Below are 16,430 nucleotides of genomic sequence, written 5' to 3' on the forward strand. Positions count from 1 at the left end.
CCGGCACCCCATACATGGCGAAAAACGCCCTCTCCTTCGTCTGCCAGAATTGCGGTGCCGCCTATAACAAGTGGCAGGGCAAGTGCGAGTCCTGCAGCGAGTGGAACACGCTGTCGGAAGAAGACACCACCGGCGCAACGTCCATGCCCGCGAATTTGCGCCCCAAGCGCAAGGGACGCCCGTTTGCACTGGAAAGCCTGACCGGTTCGAGCCCCGAGGCGCCTCGCCTGTCGTCGGGAATGACCGAACTCGATCGCGTGACCGGCGGCGGCTTTGTCCGCGGTTCGGTGCTGCTGGTGGGCGGCGATCCCGGCATCGGAAAATCGACACTGCTCACCCAGGCCACCAGCCTGATGGCGCGGGCCGGACATCGCGTGGTCTACATCTCGGGCGAGGAAGCCGTGGCGCAGGTCCGGCTCCGTGCCGCGCGTCTCGGCCTCGCCGATGCCGCCGTGCAATTGGCCGCGCAGACCTCGGTCGAAGACATCATCGCGACCCTGTCGGAAGGAGCACCACCGCGGCTGGTGATAATCGACTCTATCCAGACCATGTGGACCGACACGGTCGAATCCGCCCCCGGCACCGTGACGCAGGTCCGTGCGTCCGCACAAGCGCTGATCCGCTTCGCGAAGAAATCCGGCGCGGCGCTCATCCTCGTCGGCCACGTCACCAAGGACGGGCAGATCGCCGGCCCGCGCGTGGTCGAGCACATGGTCGACGCGGTGATGAGTTTCGAGGGTGAAGGCTCGCAACAGTTCAGAATCCTGCGCGCGGTGAAGAACCGCTTCGGCCCGACCGATGAAATCGGCGTGTTCGAGATGACGGGCCTTGGCCTGCGCGAAGTCTCCAATCCGTCGGAACTGTTCCTCTCCGAGCGCGATCTCGGCAGCCCGGGCACCGCCGTGTTCGCCGGTCTCGAGGGCACGCGTCCGGTTCTTGTTGAGTTGCAGGCGCTGGTGGTGCCAACCACGCTCGGCACGCCGCGCCGCGCCGTGGTGGGCTGGGAGTCCAGCCGCCTGTCGATGGTGCTGGCGGTGCTGGAGGCGCACTGCGGTGTCAAACTCTCCGGCTACGACGTCTATTTCAACGTCGCCGGCGGCCTGCGCATCAACGAACCGGCCGCCGATATGGCCGCCGCCGCCGCGCTGGTGTCGTCGCTGGCCAATGCGCCGCTGCCGGTGGATGCGGTCTATTTCGGCGAAATCTCGCTGTCCGGCGCGGTTCGCCCGGTGGCGCAAACGTCCGCCCGGCTCAAGGAGGCGGCCAAACTCGGTTTCGGCCGCGCCGTATTACCGGAAACTGCTCGCGGCGATGCTGTCGGCGACGCCGGACTGGCTCTCAACACGGTCGGATCGCTGACATCGCTGGTCGCGGACATTGCCGCGCGGGGCCGTAAAGCCACAGCTTCGGGAAAATCGACCGTAGAGGGCAGATTCAAGCCCGACGAGGGGCAAACCCGACGTGACGCTCATGTGACCTGACGCTATACAATCGGCGACGTCGCAAGAGCTGCAAGCCGCGCCCGCTACGGACCGTTAACCGCAACGGGCGATCAATAGCAGCGATGCAGTTTTGCCGTTGATGTCAGGCCTTTTGCGGGTTCCCGGCCCTTGCGGGACGTGCGATATGGCCGTCAGCTATCCGGGGACTGAGCAACCCGATTCGCGGTTCTGAAACTGAAAGCGGACCTGACCATCCGATGCCGATAACGCTTCTCGACATTATCGTTCTTGCCGTGATGTTGTTGTCGGGCCTTCTGGCGATGATCCGCGGCTTCATGCGCGAAATCCTGTCGATCGCCGCGTGGGGCGCAGCCGCCCTGACCACGCTCTACGCCTACCAGAAGCTGCTGCCGACCGCGAAAACCTACTTCAACAACGAGACCGTCGCCGCGGTCGCCGTCGTGGCCGGCGTATTCATCCTGACGCTGATCGTGGTCTCGATCATCACCGTGCGTATCTCGGACATGATCCTGGATTCGCGGATCGGCGCGCTCGACCGCACCCTTGGTTTCCTGTTCGGCCTCGCTCGAGGACTCTTGATCATGGTGGTGGCGTTTTTGTTCTTCGCCTGGCTGGTGCCGGACAAACAACAGCCCGATTGGGTCCGTAGTGCAAAGTCGCGGGTGATGTTGCAGGGAACCGGCGATTGGCTGATGTCGCTCTTGCCGGATGATCCCGAGAACACCATCTTGAAGAGATTCAAGAAAAAGGGCGACGAGGAGCAGACCGATGCTGCTCCCGAACCGCGCACAACGGCAACGGTGGGAAACGACGGCGGGTATGGAAGATCAGCTCGTGACGGGCTGAAGCAATTGATCGAAGGCAAAGCCGCAGGACGCTAGTCCTGCTTCACAAGGGTGCGGTGAATCATATGAAAACCCCTTCTGGCGATCGGTCTCCCACTCCCCCCTCCAAATCCGACTACGATCTCGACCATGATCTGGACAAGGATCTGAACGGCGACACGCTTCGCGAGGAGTGCGGCGTGTTCGGCATCTTCGGACACCCCGAAGCCGCAGCCATCACAGCACTGGGCCTTCACGCCCTCCAGCATCGCGGCCAGGAAGCTGCCGGCATCGTCACCTACGACAACGGCCGCTTCCATTCCGAACGCCGCCTCGGCCTCGTCGGCGACACCTTCTCCCGCGCCGAAGTCATCGCCCGTCTGCCCGGCAACATGGCGGTTGGCCATACCCGCTATTCCACCACCGGCGGGACCATCCTGCGCAACGTGCAGCCGCTGTTCGCAGAACTGAACGCAGGCGGCTTTGCCGTCGGCCACAACGGCAATCTCACCAACGGCCTGACGCTGCGCCACGAACTGGTCCGTCATGGCGCCATCATGCAGTCTACCTCCGATACCGAAGTAATCCTGCATCTTGTCGCGCAGTCGAAGCGCGGCCGGTTCATCGACCGCTATATCGAGGCGCTGCGCGCGATCGAAGGCGCCTATGCGCTGGTGTCGCTGACCAACAAGAAGCTGATCGGCGCACGCGATCCGCTCGGCATTCGGCCGCTGGTGCTCGGCGAACTCGACGGCTGCCCGATCCTCGCATCGGAAACCTGCGCGCTCGACATCATCGGCGCGAAATATGTCCGCGACATCGAGCCCGGCGAAGTGATCGTGTTCGACGAGCACGGCCAGGAAATCCATAAACCGTTCCCGCCGATGCCGCCCCGCCCCTGCATCTTCGAATATATCTATTTCTCCCGGCCCGATTCCATCGTAGGCGGCCGCTCGGTCTACGAAGTCCGCAAGGCATTCGGCGCGCAGCTCGCGCGCGAGAGCCATGTCGATGTCGATGTCGTGGTGCCGGTGCCGGATTCCGGAGTACCTGCCGCCATCGGCTACAGCCAGCATTCGGGCGTGCCGTTCGAACTCGGCATCATCCGCAACCATTATGTCGGCCGCACCTTCATCCAGCCAACGCAGAGCGTGCGCGAGCTTGGCGTGCGTATGAAGCACGCACCCAACCGCGCGGCCATCGAAGGCAAGCGCATCATCCTGATTGATGACTCTCTGGTGCGCGGCACCACCTCGAAGAAGATCGTGCGCATGATGCGCGACGCCGGCGCGCGCGAAGTGCATTTCCGCCTCGCCTCGCCACCGATCCTGCATCCGGACTATTACGGCATCGACCTGCCCGACCGCGGCGGCCTCCTGGCCGCGACCCATACGCTGGAACAGATGCGCGACATCATCGGCGCGGATTCGCTGGCGTTCCTGTCGGTCGATGGCATGTACCGCGCCATGGGCGAACCGGGGCGCGATGCCTCCAATCCGAAGTTCTCGGACCATTGCTTCACCGGCGCTTATCCGACCCACCTCACCGACCAGACCCAGGTGGAGCAACCGCCGCACCAGCTCTCGCTGCTGGCGGAAGCGAGCTAGGTACGAGGCCTTTGGCGGATGCACCGGCTTAGCCGGGCCGCATCCGCGCCAGCCAGACCGTCAGGCCTCCACAATCCCGATCCTCCACTACATGCTGCACGGCTGAAAAGCCGTGCGCTGTGAGCAGCGTTTCGTATTCCGCCGTATCGAGGCTGGCGTGATATAGTTCCTCACCCTGATACGCGCCGATTGCCTCGCCCGCTCCGGGTCCGCTGGTGAACATCAGCGCAGCGCCGGCCCCGGCGTGGTCGCGAAATATCCCGAACATCCGGCGCTGATCGTCCGGCGTCAGGTGGAAGAAGCTGTTCCATGCGACAATGCCGCCGAAATGGCGAGAGAGAGAAACCTTGCGCATGTCACCGGCGATCCATGTCTCATCCGGGAAGCGCGAGCGGCACAGCCCGATCAGCGTCGGCGATGAATCGACGCCGGTGAGGCGATGTCCGGCCTCAATCAGATAGCGAGCGACCGGCTCGCCTGATCCGCATCCGAGATCGAGTACATCAGCGCCCTCCGGCATCACCCGCCTGAACCGCTCGAACCACGTACGTTCGACCAGCCGCGTGCCGCGATCCCGGTCGAACACGTTGGCATGACGCTCGTACAATGCGCTGATTTGTTTCGACGACGGGTGCCAGCCCGACGCCTCAAGCGGCCGCGACATATAGCGAGCATCGTCGCTATAGCTGCGCAGCTTGGAGTCCAGCAGCGGATCATGCACTGCCTCAAATCCCTGGCGTTGCCAGAACCCCGCCGAACCGTTGACCGCGATCAGCGACATCATCGGCAGTCCGGTCTTGCGGGCGAGATCCGCCAGTGCGTCGATCACGAGCGCTGCCGCGCCCGTTCCCCTGGCCTCCGGCGCCAGCGCGAGATCGTGGATGTAGAATGTCGACGACTGCTGCGGCAGTGCCCTGAGCAGCGCGTTCAGCGGCGGCGGCTCCAGATGCCGCCACGGATGGCTGACGATATAGGCAACCAGGCCTTGCTTGCCCTCCAGCACCCGGCAACCCGGGGGATAGAGCCGCAGCCGCTCGGCGAACACAGCCTCGTCTTCCGGAAACGAGGGATGAATACACGCGGCCAGCGCACTGACCGCGGGCAGATCGGCAACCGACATGGCCCGCCATTGGCGCCCGGCGGGTGGAGAGTTCGGGGTCATGCCGGACATCTAGCACAGATCGGGGAGACCTTCCTCCTCCACCTCTCCCCGCCTGCGGGGAGAGGTCGGATCGCCATTGCGATCCGGGTGAGGGGCAAGCCCGGCATGGGTTTATTCATGCGCAGCATTATGCAATAGCAGGCCCCTCACCCGGCGCGCCGCCGACACGGCTCGCCACCCTCTCCCCGCAAGCGGGGTAAGGGAAAAATCGGGCTTTCCCTATGATCAAACCTCTCGCTTCCCGCATCGCTCTTGTCACCGGCGCATCGCGCGGCATCGGCTACGCCACGGGGCGCGCGCTGGCGCGCGCCGGCGCACATGTCATTGCCGTTGCGCGGACGCAGGGAGGGCTCGAAGAACTCGACGACGCCATTCGCGCCGATGGCGGCAGCGCGACGCTGGTGCCACTGGACATGACCGATCTTGATGGCATTGCGCGCCTCGGCGCCGCATTGAACGAACGCCACGGCAAGCTCGATATCCTGATCGGCAATGCCGGCGTCGCGGGCACCTCGTCGCCGCTCGGCCACACCGATCCGAAATTCTGGGACAACATGTTCGCGGTCAACACCACCGCGAACTTCCAGCTGATCCGCTGCATGGAACCGCTGCTGCAGAAATCCGACGCCGGACGCGCGGTGTTCATCACCTCCGGCATTGCCAGCAAGGCAACCGCCTATATGGGCCCCTACGCGGCGTCGAAGGCGGCGCTTGATGCCCTGGTGCGGGTCTGGGCGAACGAAACCGCGACCACGCCGATCCGCGTCAATCTGTTCAGCCCCGGACCGATCCGCACCCGCATGCGCGCGACAGTCATGCCCGGCGAAGACCCGATGATCCTCGACACGCCCGAGCAGGCTGCGGAATTCATCGTGCCGATGTGTGCGCCGTTATGGACCGAGACCGGGAAGTTCTTCGACTATCCGAGCAAGACGCTGAAGAGCTTCCGCACGCCGGTGGTGTAGTCGGCATCAGGCCCTGCGGTTGAGAAGCGAGCATTGCTCGCCACGCCTATCGACCTCGACGGATCAAACCCGGCTCAATCCGAATTTGGCTTTGCACCAATCTTTCCATGCCCAGAACGGTCGTGCCGTGCGGTTCAACGCGCGAACGACATCATCCTTCGGATCATGTATTCGACGTTGCCGTGATGATGGCGGCCGCGCGCACGGCGCGGGGTGTCCGCGTCGTTGCGAGCGATGGCGCTCTCGTCCACGGCGCTTAGCCGCTTCGGCCCGATAGCGTCGAAGTTAGCCTTCTGCTCATCGTTCAGCGAGCCGTAGAAATTGTCCATGGCCGCGCGCACGGTTTTCACCGCTTGCAGGATGGTGTCCAGCCGTTTGCCAACAGCTTCGAACCGCGCGGGCGGCGTAAGCGCGTTCTCCGGCTGACATGATGCCTTCAGCGTATCAGCAGCCTTGGCAGCGGCATTCTGAAGAGCATCGAGACCTTTGCGCTGCTCATCAGTCGGCCTGACTCTTTGCTCGATCGCCGCGCTCGGCCATTCCGTCAGCCCCGGCTGGGCAACGCCGCATCCTGTAGCCGAACTGACGGTCCTTTCGAGACGCGCCGGACGCTGCCGCTCGGCGAGCGCGGTAAAGCGCGCCTTCTGTTCATCGCTGAGAAGCCCATAGAACTTCGCCAGCGGCGGTTGCATGACTTGCACAGCTGCGATCATCGCCTCGATACGCTGTTGCATGACCGCAAGCCGGCGCGGTGCGGTCAGTCCGATGTCAGCCGGGCATGCGGCCTTGATATTTTGTGCCGCCTTCAGCGATGCATTGGCGAGATCGTCGAGCGCAGCGCGCTGCGCATCATCCGGTTGCAGCGCTTTCTGAATCGCATCGATCGGTAATCCGGCGATGTCGCGGCTGTCCTCGCCGCACATCTGCGTCAGGCTCGTCCGGTCCCTGGGGTCAGCCGATGCAAACGACTCCCGGCCGCTCCTGCTTCCGCCGGCATAGCCCGGCAGGTAACTCGCGTACCCCGCGAGATCGTCGTAACCGTACGGCGCGAAAATGCCTGCATAGATATCCGGATAGCCGTAATCCCAGAACGCGGCGTCGTAATCATAGCCCCACAGCGAATAGCCGTAGATGTCGTAGAAGGCGAATGGCCAGAACACCGGGCCGACCCATCCGAACCCGCCATGGCGGTGTCGCCACCAGCCATGGTGTCCATGCCACCCTGCCGTCGCCAGCCGGGACGTCACCAGCGCCCGGGTTGCGGGATTGCGCAGCGCGTTGGTATTGCGCAATGCCCTGTCGACCGGGCGGGCGTGGAACGCGTGCCGCACCGCATTGGCGTTCCGCGTGGCGTTCAAAGCTCTTGTACTGGATGTCCTCATCAGATTGCGTGAGGCGACGACGCGGGACGAACTGAATCGTGCGCTACGCTGGAAGTGCCGATTGTGGACGGCGTAGGAGCGTCCTCCCCTGAAACTCGGCCTGGCAAATGAATGGGAAACGTGCGGCCTGGCATAGAAGGCGCGCCCTCCACCCATCTGGTGTCCACCGCCATGAAAAGCGGCGCCACCACCGCGGAAGCCTCCGCCGTGGAATCCGCCGCCACGAAAACCGCCACCGCCGTGAAAGCCACCACCCCCGCCCCGAAACCCGCCACCACCACCGTGCCCTCCGCCCGGCCTTGCCGACGCGGCATCATAGGCAGCGATCGACAACAGGACGGCAAACAGGAGCGCAACGAGCGCGCGCACTCCCGATTTGAGTATCGAAGGCTTAAGTACAGACATGGCACCCTCCGCTTCACAAAGCAGGGGCCGGCAAACGCGGGTCCCGACGGGCGAACCTGAATCAATCCATTAAGTTACAAATTGTTCCAGCGCCTGTGCGCTCAGGACTTCCGCTTCGCTTTGTGAGCGAACGGATTGTCCTTCTCGCGCAGCGTAATGCGCATCGGCGTCCCCGGCAGATCGAACGTGCTGCGCAGGCTGTTGACGAGATAACGCAGGTAGGACTCCGGAACGGCGTCAGCGCGCGAGCAGAACACCACAAAGCTGGGCGGCCGCGCCTTGGTCTGGGTGATGTAGTTGAGCTTGAGGCGGCGGCCGGACACGGCTGGCGGCGGATTGTTCTGCACTGCCTGTTCGAACCAGCGATTGAGCGACGCTGTCGAGGTGCGCCGGTTCCAGACGCCATAGGCATCCTCGATGGCGCTCATCAGCCGGTCGATACCCTCGCCCATCATGCCGGAGACGGCGACGACCGGCATGCCCTTCACCTGCGGCAGCAGGTGATCGGCATCTTCGCGCAGCCTTGCGATCTGGCTCGGCGCACGATCCATAAGATCCCACTTGTTGACCGCGATCACGAGGGCGCGGCCTTCGCGCTCGATCAGATCGGCGAGCCGCAGATCCTGCTCCTCGAACTTGCTCTGCGAGTCCATCATCAGAATGACGACTTCCGCGAACCGCACCGCGCGTAGCGCATCGGACACCGACAGCTTTTCCAGTTTGTCCTCGATCCGCGAGCGCCGCCGCAGACCTGCGGTGTCGAACACGCGAAACTCGCGGCCCTTCCACGTCACATCGACGGCGATGGAATCGCGCGTCGTTCCGGCTTCGGGGCTGGTCAGCAGCCGCTCTTCACCGAGCAGACGGTTGATCAGCGTCGACTTGCCGGCGTTGGGGCGGCCGAGCACCGCGACACGGATCGGGCGCGTTGACAGACTTTCGTCTTCGCCGTCCACGTTCTCGAACGACTCCGGATCGTTCACTTCGTCATCCTCGTCGACCGGCTCCGGCATCAGCACACGCAGCGCGTCGTAGAGATCGCTCAGCCCTTCGCCGTGTTCGGCAGAAATCGGAATCGGGTCGCCGAGACCGAGCGCGTAGGCTTCCATCGCGCCCGCCTCACCCGCCTTGCCCTCGCTCTTGTTGGCGACAAGCACCACCGGCTTGTTGGCGCGGCGCGCGAAATCGGCGAAGGCGCGGTCGTTGGGGGTCAGTCCCGCGCGCGCGTCGATGACGAACATCAATGCGTCCGCGGCGGCGATGGCCGCCTCGGTTTGCTCCTGCATCCGCGCGGTCAGCGAGCCTTTGGGGCCTTCATCGAGACCGGCGGTATCGATCAGCGTGAATTCAAGATCGCCGAGCCGCCCGTCGCCCTCGCGGCGGTCGCGCGTCACGCCCGGCTGGTCATCGACAAGCGCGAGCTTTTGCCCAACCAGCCGGTTGAACAGGGTCGACTTGCCGACATTGGGCCGGCCGATGATGGCAATGGTGAAGGACATGAGTGATCCGTTCGCCCTTTACGGACCTCATGTCAATAAAGGGGATCTAAAATGCGCGGCCCACCGGACCGTGTTGAGGGCTTAAATCGATCAGCGCGCGAAGCCTCCGCTCGGCAACGGCGCCGGGAAGGAAGGTGGCTGTTGCTGCGGTGCTGCCTGCTGCTGTTGCCGCTGCGGCGCTGGGGCTGGTTCTGCGTCAGGCTCCGGCGCGGTGATGCGCGTTCGCTTCGGCTTTTTCATCTTCGGCGCAGGCGCGCTGGCATCGTCGACGGGCGTCGGGAATGGCTCGGCCTCCCGGGCTGCGGAGCGTCCAGCCGGCTTTCGCTGTTCCGGCGCAGGTGCCGGAGCTTCGGCCGCAGGCGCCGGCGCCAGATCCTGACGCGTGCCCTTGTACATATCCCTCGGCACGCCCTGCTCGACGCCCGGAACGCCCTCGGGGAATACCGGCCTGCGCTCGCCGGGCAACTTCTTCTTGGTATCGAACCAGTCCATCATATCGGTCGGATCGAAACTGCCGCTGGAACAGCCGGCAAGCGCGACAGACATCGCGGCAAGGACGGTAGCGGCAATCAGACGTTGCGAGCGGCGCATCGATATCTCGCCTCAGCTTTTCGCGGCCGGCGGCAGCAGGGCCTGCAGTGCCTCGGCGCGGCTGCGCAAGCTCGCCGGCGTGCGGGCATCGTTGCCAATCATGTCGAGCCACTGGCGTGCAGCGGTAGCGTCATTCGTGCGCCACGCCGACAATGCGAGCAGCTCGCGCGCAGTGTGCCGGAAGGTCCGGCCCTCGCCCGCTGCAGGCTCAAGGCGCTTGAGCATGTCCGCATAGGGCTCTGTTTCCATCACGAGGGCTGCAGCGCGGATGCGCGCGAGATCCTGTTCAGTAACCGCGACGCTCGGATCGGCAGCAATGCCGTCGTATAGCTTGGCCGCAGCCTTCGGATCGGCGGCAGCGGCGTCCGCAGCGGCGCGCAAGCGCGCCAGCCCGCGATAACCTCTGGAGCCGTCTGCCGCGATCTTTCCAAAAGCGGCCTCGGCCTCGCTCTTCTTGCCCTGCTCGGACAGCAAGATGGCGGCCTCGAAGGCCGATCCGGCCTCGGCAGCCTTCTTGGCTTCAAGATACTGGTAGCCGCGCCAGCCGCCGACAGCGGCGACAATGAGAATCGCGGTCGCGATGACGAAGATCGAATACTTCTCCCAGAGCTTCTTGAACTGCTCCCGGCGCAAGTCCTCGTCTATTTCATGAAATATTTCAGACACTTAATTGCCCCGTCCGGCGTGTTGGAAACGTGTGAGACCGTCGTCAGCCGCGCGGTTGGCACGGTTCCCCCGATGTGACGGTGGCGGATACAGTACCGGTATGGCGGCGACAAGGCAAAGCCAGCCGGATCAAAGCGTTAACACTGTTTTTGGGCCGCCGGCACGTCCGAAATCGTTGCTTTACCCTGTCCGGCTGCTACAACCCGCTCAATCCGGGAGATTCCATGTCACACAGCTTTTCGATCAATGACGATGTTCATCATCAGGGTCAGGGCCCCCAGGGCCGCGCCGAGAAAGTCCGGTCGGACGTCTACACGATCGTGGGCTGCATGCCGATCGAGGCGGATGGACGCCTGCGGTACCGCATCCGAAGCAAGACCGAGAACATCGAGCGGATCGTGACCGAAGAGCAGCTCAGCCGGTCGCAGTGAGCGCCGCATCGGGTTCACGCCGTCCGTAACGCAGATCGGACGGCGTGCAGCCGTACCGCTTGCGGAACACCCGATTGAAATAGGAAATATCGTTGAACCCGCACTTCAGCGCGATGGCGCTGATGGAGTGGCCGCGCGCGTCTGGATCAGTCAGCATCTGTAAAACCTTCTCGAGACGAATATCGAGAACGTAGGGCCAGACCGCGCCGCATTAATGTCAAGTATACTGACATACCTCAATTTAATTAGTATTCCGGCGTGACTTCCCGGTGACAGCCATCGGCTGATTTTTATGTTGGTATTCGCTTAAGGGCGTTTCCGGCTCGACTGCCAAACTCTGTTATTTTTGGGGAGTGCATCATGCGGAAATTACTTTCAACAGTAGCCTTCTTGGCCATCACAATCAGCAGCGCATCTGCCGCGGACATGGCTCCGCGGTACAAAGCCCCGCCTCCAATCATTGCTCCTGTCTGGAGCTGGACCGGCTTCTACGGAGGCATCCATGTCGGCGGCGGCTGGAGTGACTCCACAGCAACCGTGACCCAGGCAAATTTCCCGGGTTTTGCCGTAGCGTCGATCGGCAACAACGGCAATGGCGTCGTCGGCGGCGGCCAGATCGGCTACAATTGGCAGTTCGCTCCCAACTGGGTGCTGGGCATTGAGGGCGATATTTCCGGAACGGGAATCCGCAATGCTAACGTTTCACCCGTCTTCATCGCCGGCGGCGGGCCGGTTGGCGCTGGCTTCAACCACCTAGCTGACCGTAACATCGACTGGATGGCAAGCATCCGCGGCAGGCTCGGCTACGCGGCGGATCGCTGGCTGATATACTTCACAGGTGGCGGTGCGTGGGCCGACGTCAACTATCGCACCGACTTCACTGGATTTGGCTTCAACCCGCTCTCAGCCAACAAGACCCTGTCGGGCTGGGTCGTCGGCGGCGGTGTGGAATATGCCGTTACGAACAATTGGACCGTACGCGCCGAATACCTCTACTACGATTTCGGCGACGAGAGGCTCGTCAACCTATCCCCGGTCATCATAGGCGCATCAAGCATCACGACATTCGACACCAAGGTGAACGTCGTTCGCGCCGGTGTGAACTACAAGTTCTGAATGTTGAGCGGCGCGGCCTCACGGCCGCGCCGTACGTCTTCATCGTTTCTCCAGCTCCAAAAACTCAAGCCCGGCTGTCACGCCGGGCTTTTTGTTGCCGCTCCTTGAAGGAGTGCTGGACCATCAGGCTTTCGGCTTGATGCCGTAAACATGCTCCGGCCCGGGGAATGCGCGCGAACGGACTTCGCGGGCGTAGTCCTGGATCGCCGCCTCGATCCCCGGTCCGAGATTGCCGTAGCGCTTGACGAACTTCGGCACCCACGGCGACAGGCCGAGCATATCCTCCAGCACCAGCACCTGACCATCGCATGCATTGCTCGCGCCGATGCCGATGGTCGGGATCTGTACAATCTCAGTGATGCGTCGCGCCAGCGGCTCCGCCACGGCTTCCACCACCATCGAGAAGGCACCGGCCTGCGCCACCGCGCGGGCATCATCCTGAAACGGACCGCTGCCATTCTCGCCCGCCGCGATCTTGAGGGCTTCGTCCTTGCCTTGCGACTTAAAGCTGCCGAGCGTGTTGATCGACTGCGGCGTCAGGCCGATATGCCCCATCACCGGAATGCCGCGCGTGGTGAGAAACTCGATGGTCTCGGCCATACGCACGCCGCCTTCCATCTTCACGGCGCCGCAATGAGTTTCCTTCAGCACGCGCGCGGCGGAATGAAACGCCTGTTCCTTCGAGGCCTCGTACGATCCAAACGGCATGTCCACCACGACGAGCGCCTCTTTCGAGCCGCGCATCACCGCGCGTCCTTGCAGGATCATCATGTCGAGCGTGACCGGCACCGTCGTCTCGAAACCATGCATCACGTTGCCGAGGGAGTCTCCGACCAAGATGACATCGCAATACCGGTCGACCAGCGCCGCGGTGTGCGCGTGATACGACGTCAGCATCACGATCGGATCGCCGCCCTTGCGCTTGAGGATATCGGGCGCGGTCTTGCGCTTTACCGCTGATTGCACGGACATGTCTTAAACTCCAATCACAGGGACGCCGATCACGAGAGGATGGAATGCGAAGGCCAGCGCGGCATAAACGACCACGCCGACCGCAACCGCGACCAGATCGTTGCCAAATCCGCCGACAGGAATGGGCGGTGCGCCGGGATCCTCGCGGCGTTTGAGCGAAATGCGGTCGTACACGGCCCACGCCAGCACCGATCCGAACAGGATGATCGATCCGAGATCGCCGTTGGCCATCAGATGCAGCACCGCCCACAATTTCACGCCGGCCAGCATCGGGTGTTTCAGTTTCAGGTAGATATTGCCGCGGATATAGGACGCCACCACCAGGATCACCGCGGGCAGCATCAGCGCCAGCGCGATGTGCCGCATGGCGACCGGCGGATACCAGACATTGACCCATTCCGTCGCCCGATAGCGGCTGAAGCCCCACACGATCAGCGCAAGCCCTACGAACGACACCAGCGTATAGAGAATTTTGTAACCGCCCTCGCCGAGCCGCGCGATGACGGCCGCGCGCTGACCGCGCAACGTGGTCAGCGTATGAACGCCGAGAAACAGCGCCAATCCGGCGATGAGGATCAACAAGCCCATATGCCGCCTCCGTCCCGACCTGCCCGCAGCGGTTTTCAGCACCGCCTTCCGAGACATTCCACCGCGCGAAGGACCCTGTTAAAGTCCAGCGGCACTGTGCCCCGGTATCACTTTTGGGGTGCGGCGCGCAATGCCGCTTCCGCATCGCAACCCTGCCCTAGAATTCTCCCTGGCCTTATGAAATCCCTTGCAATCGCCGCTCTCGCGCTGGTTCTCGCCGCGCCCGTCTCGAACGCCCAAGCGGCAGACCCGGCATGGCCGCCGAAAACCGTGAAAATCATCGTGCCCTATGCGCCGGGATCGACGCCGGATCTGGTCGGGCGGATCGTCGCCGACGACCTGCAGGCGCGCCATCCGGGCGCGAGTTTCATCGTCGAGAACAAACCCGGCGCCGGCGGCAATATCGGCACCGACGCCGTCGCCAAGGCCGCGCCTGACGGCGCAACGCTCGGCATCAGCCTCGGTGGCCCGCTCGCCATCAATACGCTGCTGTTCTCCAAGCTACCTTACGATCCGGCCAAGGACATTGCGCCAATCACGATGCTGACGTCGTTGCCGAGCGTGCTGGTGGTGCCGGCGAACCTGAACGTCAATTCGGTCGCGGAGTTTCTGGCGATGCTCAAGCGCAAGGGGATCCCCCTCGCCTTCGGCTCGATTGGCGCGGGCTCGCTGTCGCACCTGACCATGGAGGCTATCGCGCAGCGTGCTGGCGCCGCGATGGTGCATATCCCCTATGGCGGATCGCCGCAGGCGATCACTGCCGTGATCCGCGGCGATGTGCAGGCCGCGTGCCTGCCGGCCATCGCGGTGACACCGCAACTCGCGGGCGGGAAAGTCAAAATCCTCGCGGTCGCGACCGCGCAGCGTTCACGCTTTCTGCCCGGTGTGCCGACGCTGAAAGAGTCAGGCATCGATGTCGAATCCGACGCGTGGAACGCGCTGATCGCTCCCGCAGGTACGCCGCCCGCGATCATCGCGCAGATCAACGACGAGGTGAACGACATCCTGACCAAGCCCAGCGTGCGCGAGCGGCTCGATACGCAACTGATCGAACCGGCACCCTCGACGCCGAGCGCCTTACGCGCGCGGATGGACGCCGAGATCAAGCTGTGGTCCGATGTCATCAAGCGCGGCGACATCAGAATCAATTAGGGTCTCGTGCGCCGTCATGGCCGGGCTTGTCCCGGCCATCCCGATCATCGAAGCACGGTGCCCAACTTACCGAGATCACCGGGACATAGGCGAGCGAAGCGACGCCGTCCTTCAGACGGCTATGCCCGGTGATGACAAGAGAAACAATAAGAGGAACGCCATGAACGCCCCTGCCACCGTCGCCTTCGAGCGCAGCCACGACATCGTTATCAACGCCCCGGCGAAAGCTGTGTTCGACTACGTCACCAATCCGCAATCCTGGCCAGAGTGGCTGGCGGCATCGCATCACATCGACAGCGAAAATCGCCCGCTTGAGGCCGGCGAACTGTTTCACGAAAAATGGCATATCCGCTCGGGTGAAGTGTCGCTGAACTGGATCGTGCGCGCCTGTGTCAGCCCGAAACTCTGGATCGTGCAGGCCGAGACCGACTTCATCGGTCCCATCGTCGTTCAATACACCTGCGAGGACGTCGGCGGCGGCACGAAGTTCACCCGCACCCTGCGCAATCCGGCGCGCAAGAAGCCGCCGACGGACGAGCAGATCGCCAACATGGACGCGGAAGCGGCGGTGGGTCTGGGAAACATCAAGGCGAATGTGGAGAAACGCGCGGACTTCAAGCCTAGCGCGTAAACAGGCGCAGAATGATGTTGAGCCAGAACAGATCGCCTGCCGATCTTGACCCGCGCAGTTTGTAGAGTCCCGCGGCGCCGAGGCACATGGCGGTCCCGACCACGGCGATCAGCAGCGAATGCTGCCACTTCGCACCCTGAACGGCCGCGAGCAGATAACAAAGGACAAACATCACAGGCGAAAGTTTGAGCAGCAGCGCAGCAGTGCGTTGCCGCGGCTCCGGTGTATCCCGCGGCCCGGGTGCTGCCTGCCGCTGATCGCGCATATTCCCCGCTGCCGGTGATATGAAATCACATGAAAGGGCCGACCTGCAACGTTGGTCGCAAGGCTGCGCAGGCAGGTTCATGGTTGCGGCGGCGGACTGTCCAGCTTGAGCCTGCGGTTATCAACAAAACGTATCATGATCGGTCGGCCTGCAATGGCGCCGCCGAGCCCCTTGCTCAGGGATAACGGCGCACAGTTTTCGAGCGACGCATTGATCGCGCCGAGATAGGCTTTACGGATCTGCGCTGAAACACCCGGTGTGAAATAGGTCAGTTGTGGCGGCGCAATCAGGCCGCCGTCGCGATTGAAAGAGAATTTCACCGACATCTGCATGTCCGCCTGCGCCTCTTTTTCGGGTGGCGGCGTCCAGCATGCGCGAAGCGCCGCAAACAGATCGCGGATGGTGTCGAGATCGTGATCGGGCTTGATGTACTTCGGCGCGTCCTTGTCGTCGGGCTTGCTCAGCACTGTGACCTGCAGATTTTCGCCATAGGGATAATAAATCTCGGGAATACACGGGCCGTGGTTGAACGTGCTGCAGAAATACGGCGTGCACGGTCCACCGCCCAACACGCTGCACGGCGAATGCGAGAATGGCGTCGGATTGAGATCGCGTAGTGAGCCCGCTAAGGATGCTGCGGAGGTGATGATCACGGCCGCGAGAGCGAAGAGAATGATGAATGTAACGCGCCGCAGCATGGAACGGCCTGTT

18 protein-coding genes are annotated in these 16,430 nt (G+C 63.2%); 8 read left to right on the top strand and 10 right to left on the bottom strand.

Features of this window, described 5'->3' with window-relative positions:
- Positions 1 to 14 precede the first annotated feature (14 nt).
- From radA to purF, 3 genes are all read left to right on the top strand, one after another.
- Complete coding sequence (gene radA / locus BN32_RS07120; protein ID WP_019197444.1) at positions 15 to 1,481, top strand: DNA repair protein RadA; 1,467 nt, start codon at positions 15 to 17, stop codon at positions 1,479 to 1,481.
- A 218-nt stretch (positions 1,482 to 1,699) separates the two neighbouring features.
- Positions 1,700 to 2,344 carry a CvpA family protein gene (locus BN32_RS07125; RefSeq protein ID WP_019197445.1) on the top strand — a complete coding sequence of 215 codons (645 nt, stop codon included), beginning with the start codon at positions 1,700 to 1,702 and terminating at the stop codon, positions 2,342 to 2,344.
- 29 nt (positions 2,345 to 2,373) lie between these two features.
- Positions 2,374 to 3,894, top strand: a complete 1,521-nt coding sequence (purF, locus tag BN32_RS07130) for an amidophosphoribosyltransferase (protein WP_019197446.1) — start codon at positions 2,374 to 2,376, stop codon at positions 3,892 to 3,894.
- A 28-nt stretch (positions 3,895 to 3,922) separates the two neighbouring features.
- Here the strand turns inward: purF and BN32_RS28120 are convergent, their stop codons facing one another.
- Positions 3,923 to 5,056 carry a GNAT family N-acetyltransferase gene (locus tag BN32_RS28120; protein ID WP_347334366.1) on the bottom strand — a complete coding sequence of 378 codons (1,134 nt, stop codon included), beginning with the start codon at positions 5,054 to 5,056 and terminating at the stop codon, positions 3,923 to 3,925.
- A gap of 221 nt (positions 5,057 to 5,277) precedes the next feature.
- Between BN32_RS28120 and BN32_RS07140 the strand changes: the two genes are divergently transcribed.
- Positions 5,278 to 6,021, top strand: coding sequence for an SDR family NAD(P)-dependent oxidoreductase (locus tag BN32_RS07140; RefSeq protein WP_019197448.1), 744 nt, complete (start codon positions 5,278 to 5,280; stop codon positions 6,019 to 6,021).
- Between the two features lie 134 nt (positions 6,022 to 6,155).
- Here the strand turns inward: BN32_RS07140 and BN32_RS07145 are convergent, their stop codons facing one another.
- The 4 genes from BN32_RS07145 to BN32_RS07160 all read right to left on the bottom strand — a co-directional run bounded on the left by BN32_RS07145 (position 6,156) and on the right by BN32_RS07160 (position 10,564).
- Positions 6,156 to 7,808, bottom strand: coding sequence for a Spy/CpxP family protein refolding chaperone (locus BN32_RS07145; RefSeq protein WP_051488444.1), 1,653 nt, complete (start codon positions 7,806 to 7,808; stop codon positions 6,156 to 6,158).
- Positions 7,809 to 7,909: 101 nt separating this feature from the next.
- Positions 7,910 to 9,307, bottom strand: coding sequence for a ribosome biogenesis GTPase Der (gene der, locus BN32_RS07150; RefSeq protein ID WP_019197451.1), 1,398 nt, complete (start codon positions 9,305 to 9,307; stop codon positions 7,910 to 7,912).
- A gap of 90 nt (positions 9,308 to 9,397) precedes the next feature.
- On the bottom strand, positions 9,398 to 9,898 hold the full coding sequence (locus tag BN32_RS07155; protein ID WP_019197452.1) for a hypothetical protein: 501 nt from the start codon (positions 9,896 to 9,898) through the stop codon (positions 9,398 to 9,400).
- A gap of 12 nt (positions 9,899 to 9,910) precedes the next feature.
- The gene (locus tag BN32_RS07160) at positions 9,911 to 10,564 is read right to left on the bottom strand and encodes a tetratricopeptide repeat protein (RefSeq protein ID WP_019197453.1); all 654 of its coding nucleotides are present in this window, start codon (positions 10,562 to 10,564) and stop codon (positions 9,911 to 9,913) included.
- A gap of 224 nt (positions 10,565 to 10,788) precedes the next feature.
- On the opposite strand from BN32_RS07160, the gene BN32_RS07165 reads away from it, so the two are divergent.
- Complete coding sequence (locus BN32_RS07165) at positions 10,789 to 10,995, top strand: hypothetical protein (RefSeq protein ID WP_019197454.1); 207 nt, start codon at positions 10,789 to 10,791, stop codon at positions 10,993 to 10,995.
- Here BN32_RS07165 and BN32_RS26030 read toward each other — a convergent pair.
- Entirely contained in the window at positions 10,979 to 11,176 is a 198-nt protein-coding gene (locus BN32_RS26030) for a helix-turn-helix transcriptional regulator (protein ID WP_152343863.1), read from the bottom strand. The two genes, BN32_RS07165 and BN32_RS26030, sit on opposite strands and share 17 nt — an antisense overlap.
- A gap of 179 nt (positions 11,177 to 11,355) precedes the next feature.
- Between BN32_RS26030 and BN32_RS07175 the strand changes: the two genes are divergently transcribed.
- Positions 11,356 to 12,111: an outer membrane protein gene (locus BN32_RS07175; RefSeq protein ID WP_040425544.1), complete on the top strand. Its 756-nt coding sequence runs from the start codon at positions 11,356 to 11,358 to the stop codon at positions 12,109 to 12,111.
- A gap of 123 nt (positions 12,112 to 12,234) precedes the next feature.
- Here BN32_RS07175 and panB read toward each other — a convergent pair whose 3' ends face one another.
- Positions 12,235 to 13,083, bottom strand: a complete 849-nt coding sequence (gene panB / locus BN32_RS07180; RefSeq protein WP_019197457.1) for a 3-methyl-2-oxobutanoate hydroxymethyltransferase — start codon at positions 13,081 to 13,083, stop codon at positions 12,235 to 12,237.
- A 3-nt stretch (positions 13,084 to 13,086) separates the two neighbouring features.
- Entirely contained in the window at positions 13,087 to 13,671 is a 585-nt protein-coding gene (locus tag BN32_RS07185; protein WP_019197458.1) for an NnrU family protein, read from the bottom strand.
- Between the two features lie 177 nt (positions 13,672 to 13,848).
- On the opposite strand from BN32_RS07185, the gene BN32_RS07190 reads away from it, so the two are divergent.
- Entirely contained in the window at positions 13,849 to 14,823 is a 975-nt protein-coding gene (locus BN32_RS07190) for a Bug family tripartite tricarboxylate transporter substrate binding protein (RefSeq protein ID WP_019197459.1), read from the top strand.
- A gap of 160 nt (positions 14,824 to 14,983) precedes the next feature.
- A complete protein-coding gene (locus BN32_RS07195; RefSeq protein WP_019197460.1) occupies positions 14,984 to 15,454 on the top strand; it encodes an SRPBCC family protein in 471 nt (156 codons plus the stop codon).
- On the opposite strand, the gene BN32_RS07200 is transcribed toward BN32_RS07195, so the two are convergent.
- The gene (locus BN32_RS07200) at positions 15,444 to 15,719 is read right to left on the bottom strand and encodes a hypothetical protein (protein WP_019197461.1); all 276 of its coding nucleotides are present in this window, start codon (positions 15,717 to 15,719) and stop codon (positions 15,444 to 15,446) included. The two genes, BN32_RS07195 and BN32_RS07200, sit on opposite strands and share 11 nt — an antisense overlap.
- 77 nt (positions 15,720 to 15,796) lie before the next feature.
- Entirely contained in the window at positions 15,797 to 16,417 is a 621-nt protein-coding gene (locus BN32_RS07205) for a hypothetical protein (protein WP_019197462.1), read from the bottom strand.
- Between the last annotated feature and the right edge of the window lie 13 nt (positions 16,418 to 16,430).

Origin of the sequence: Afipia birgiae 34632 (assembly GCF_000308295.2) — a bacterium.
Taxonomy (GTDB): Bacteria; Pseudomonadota; Alphaproteobacteria; order Rhizobiales; family Xanthobacteraceae; genus Afipia; species Afipia birgiae.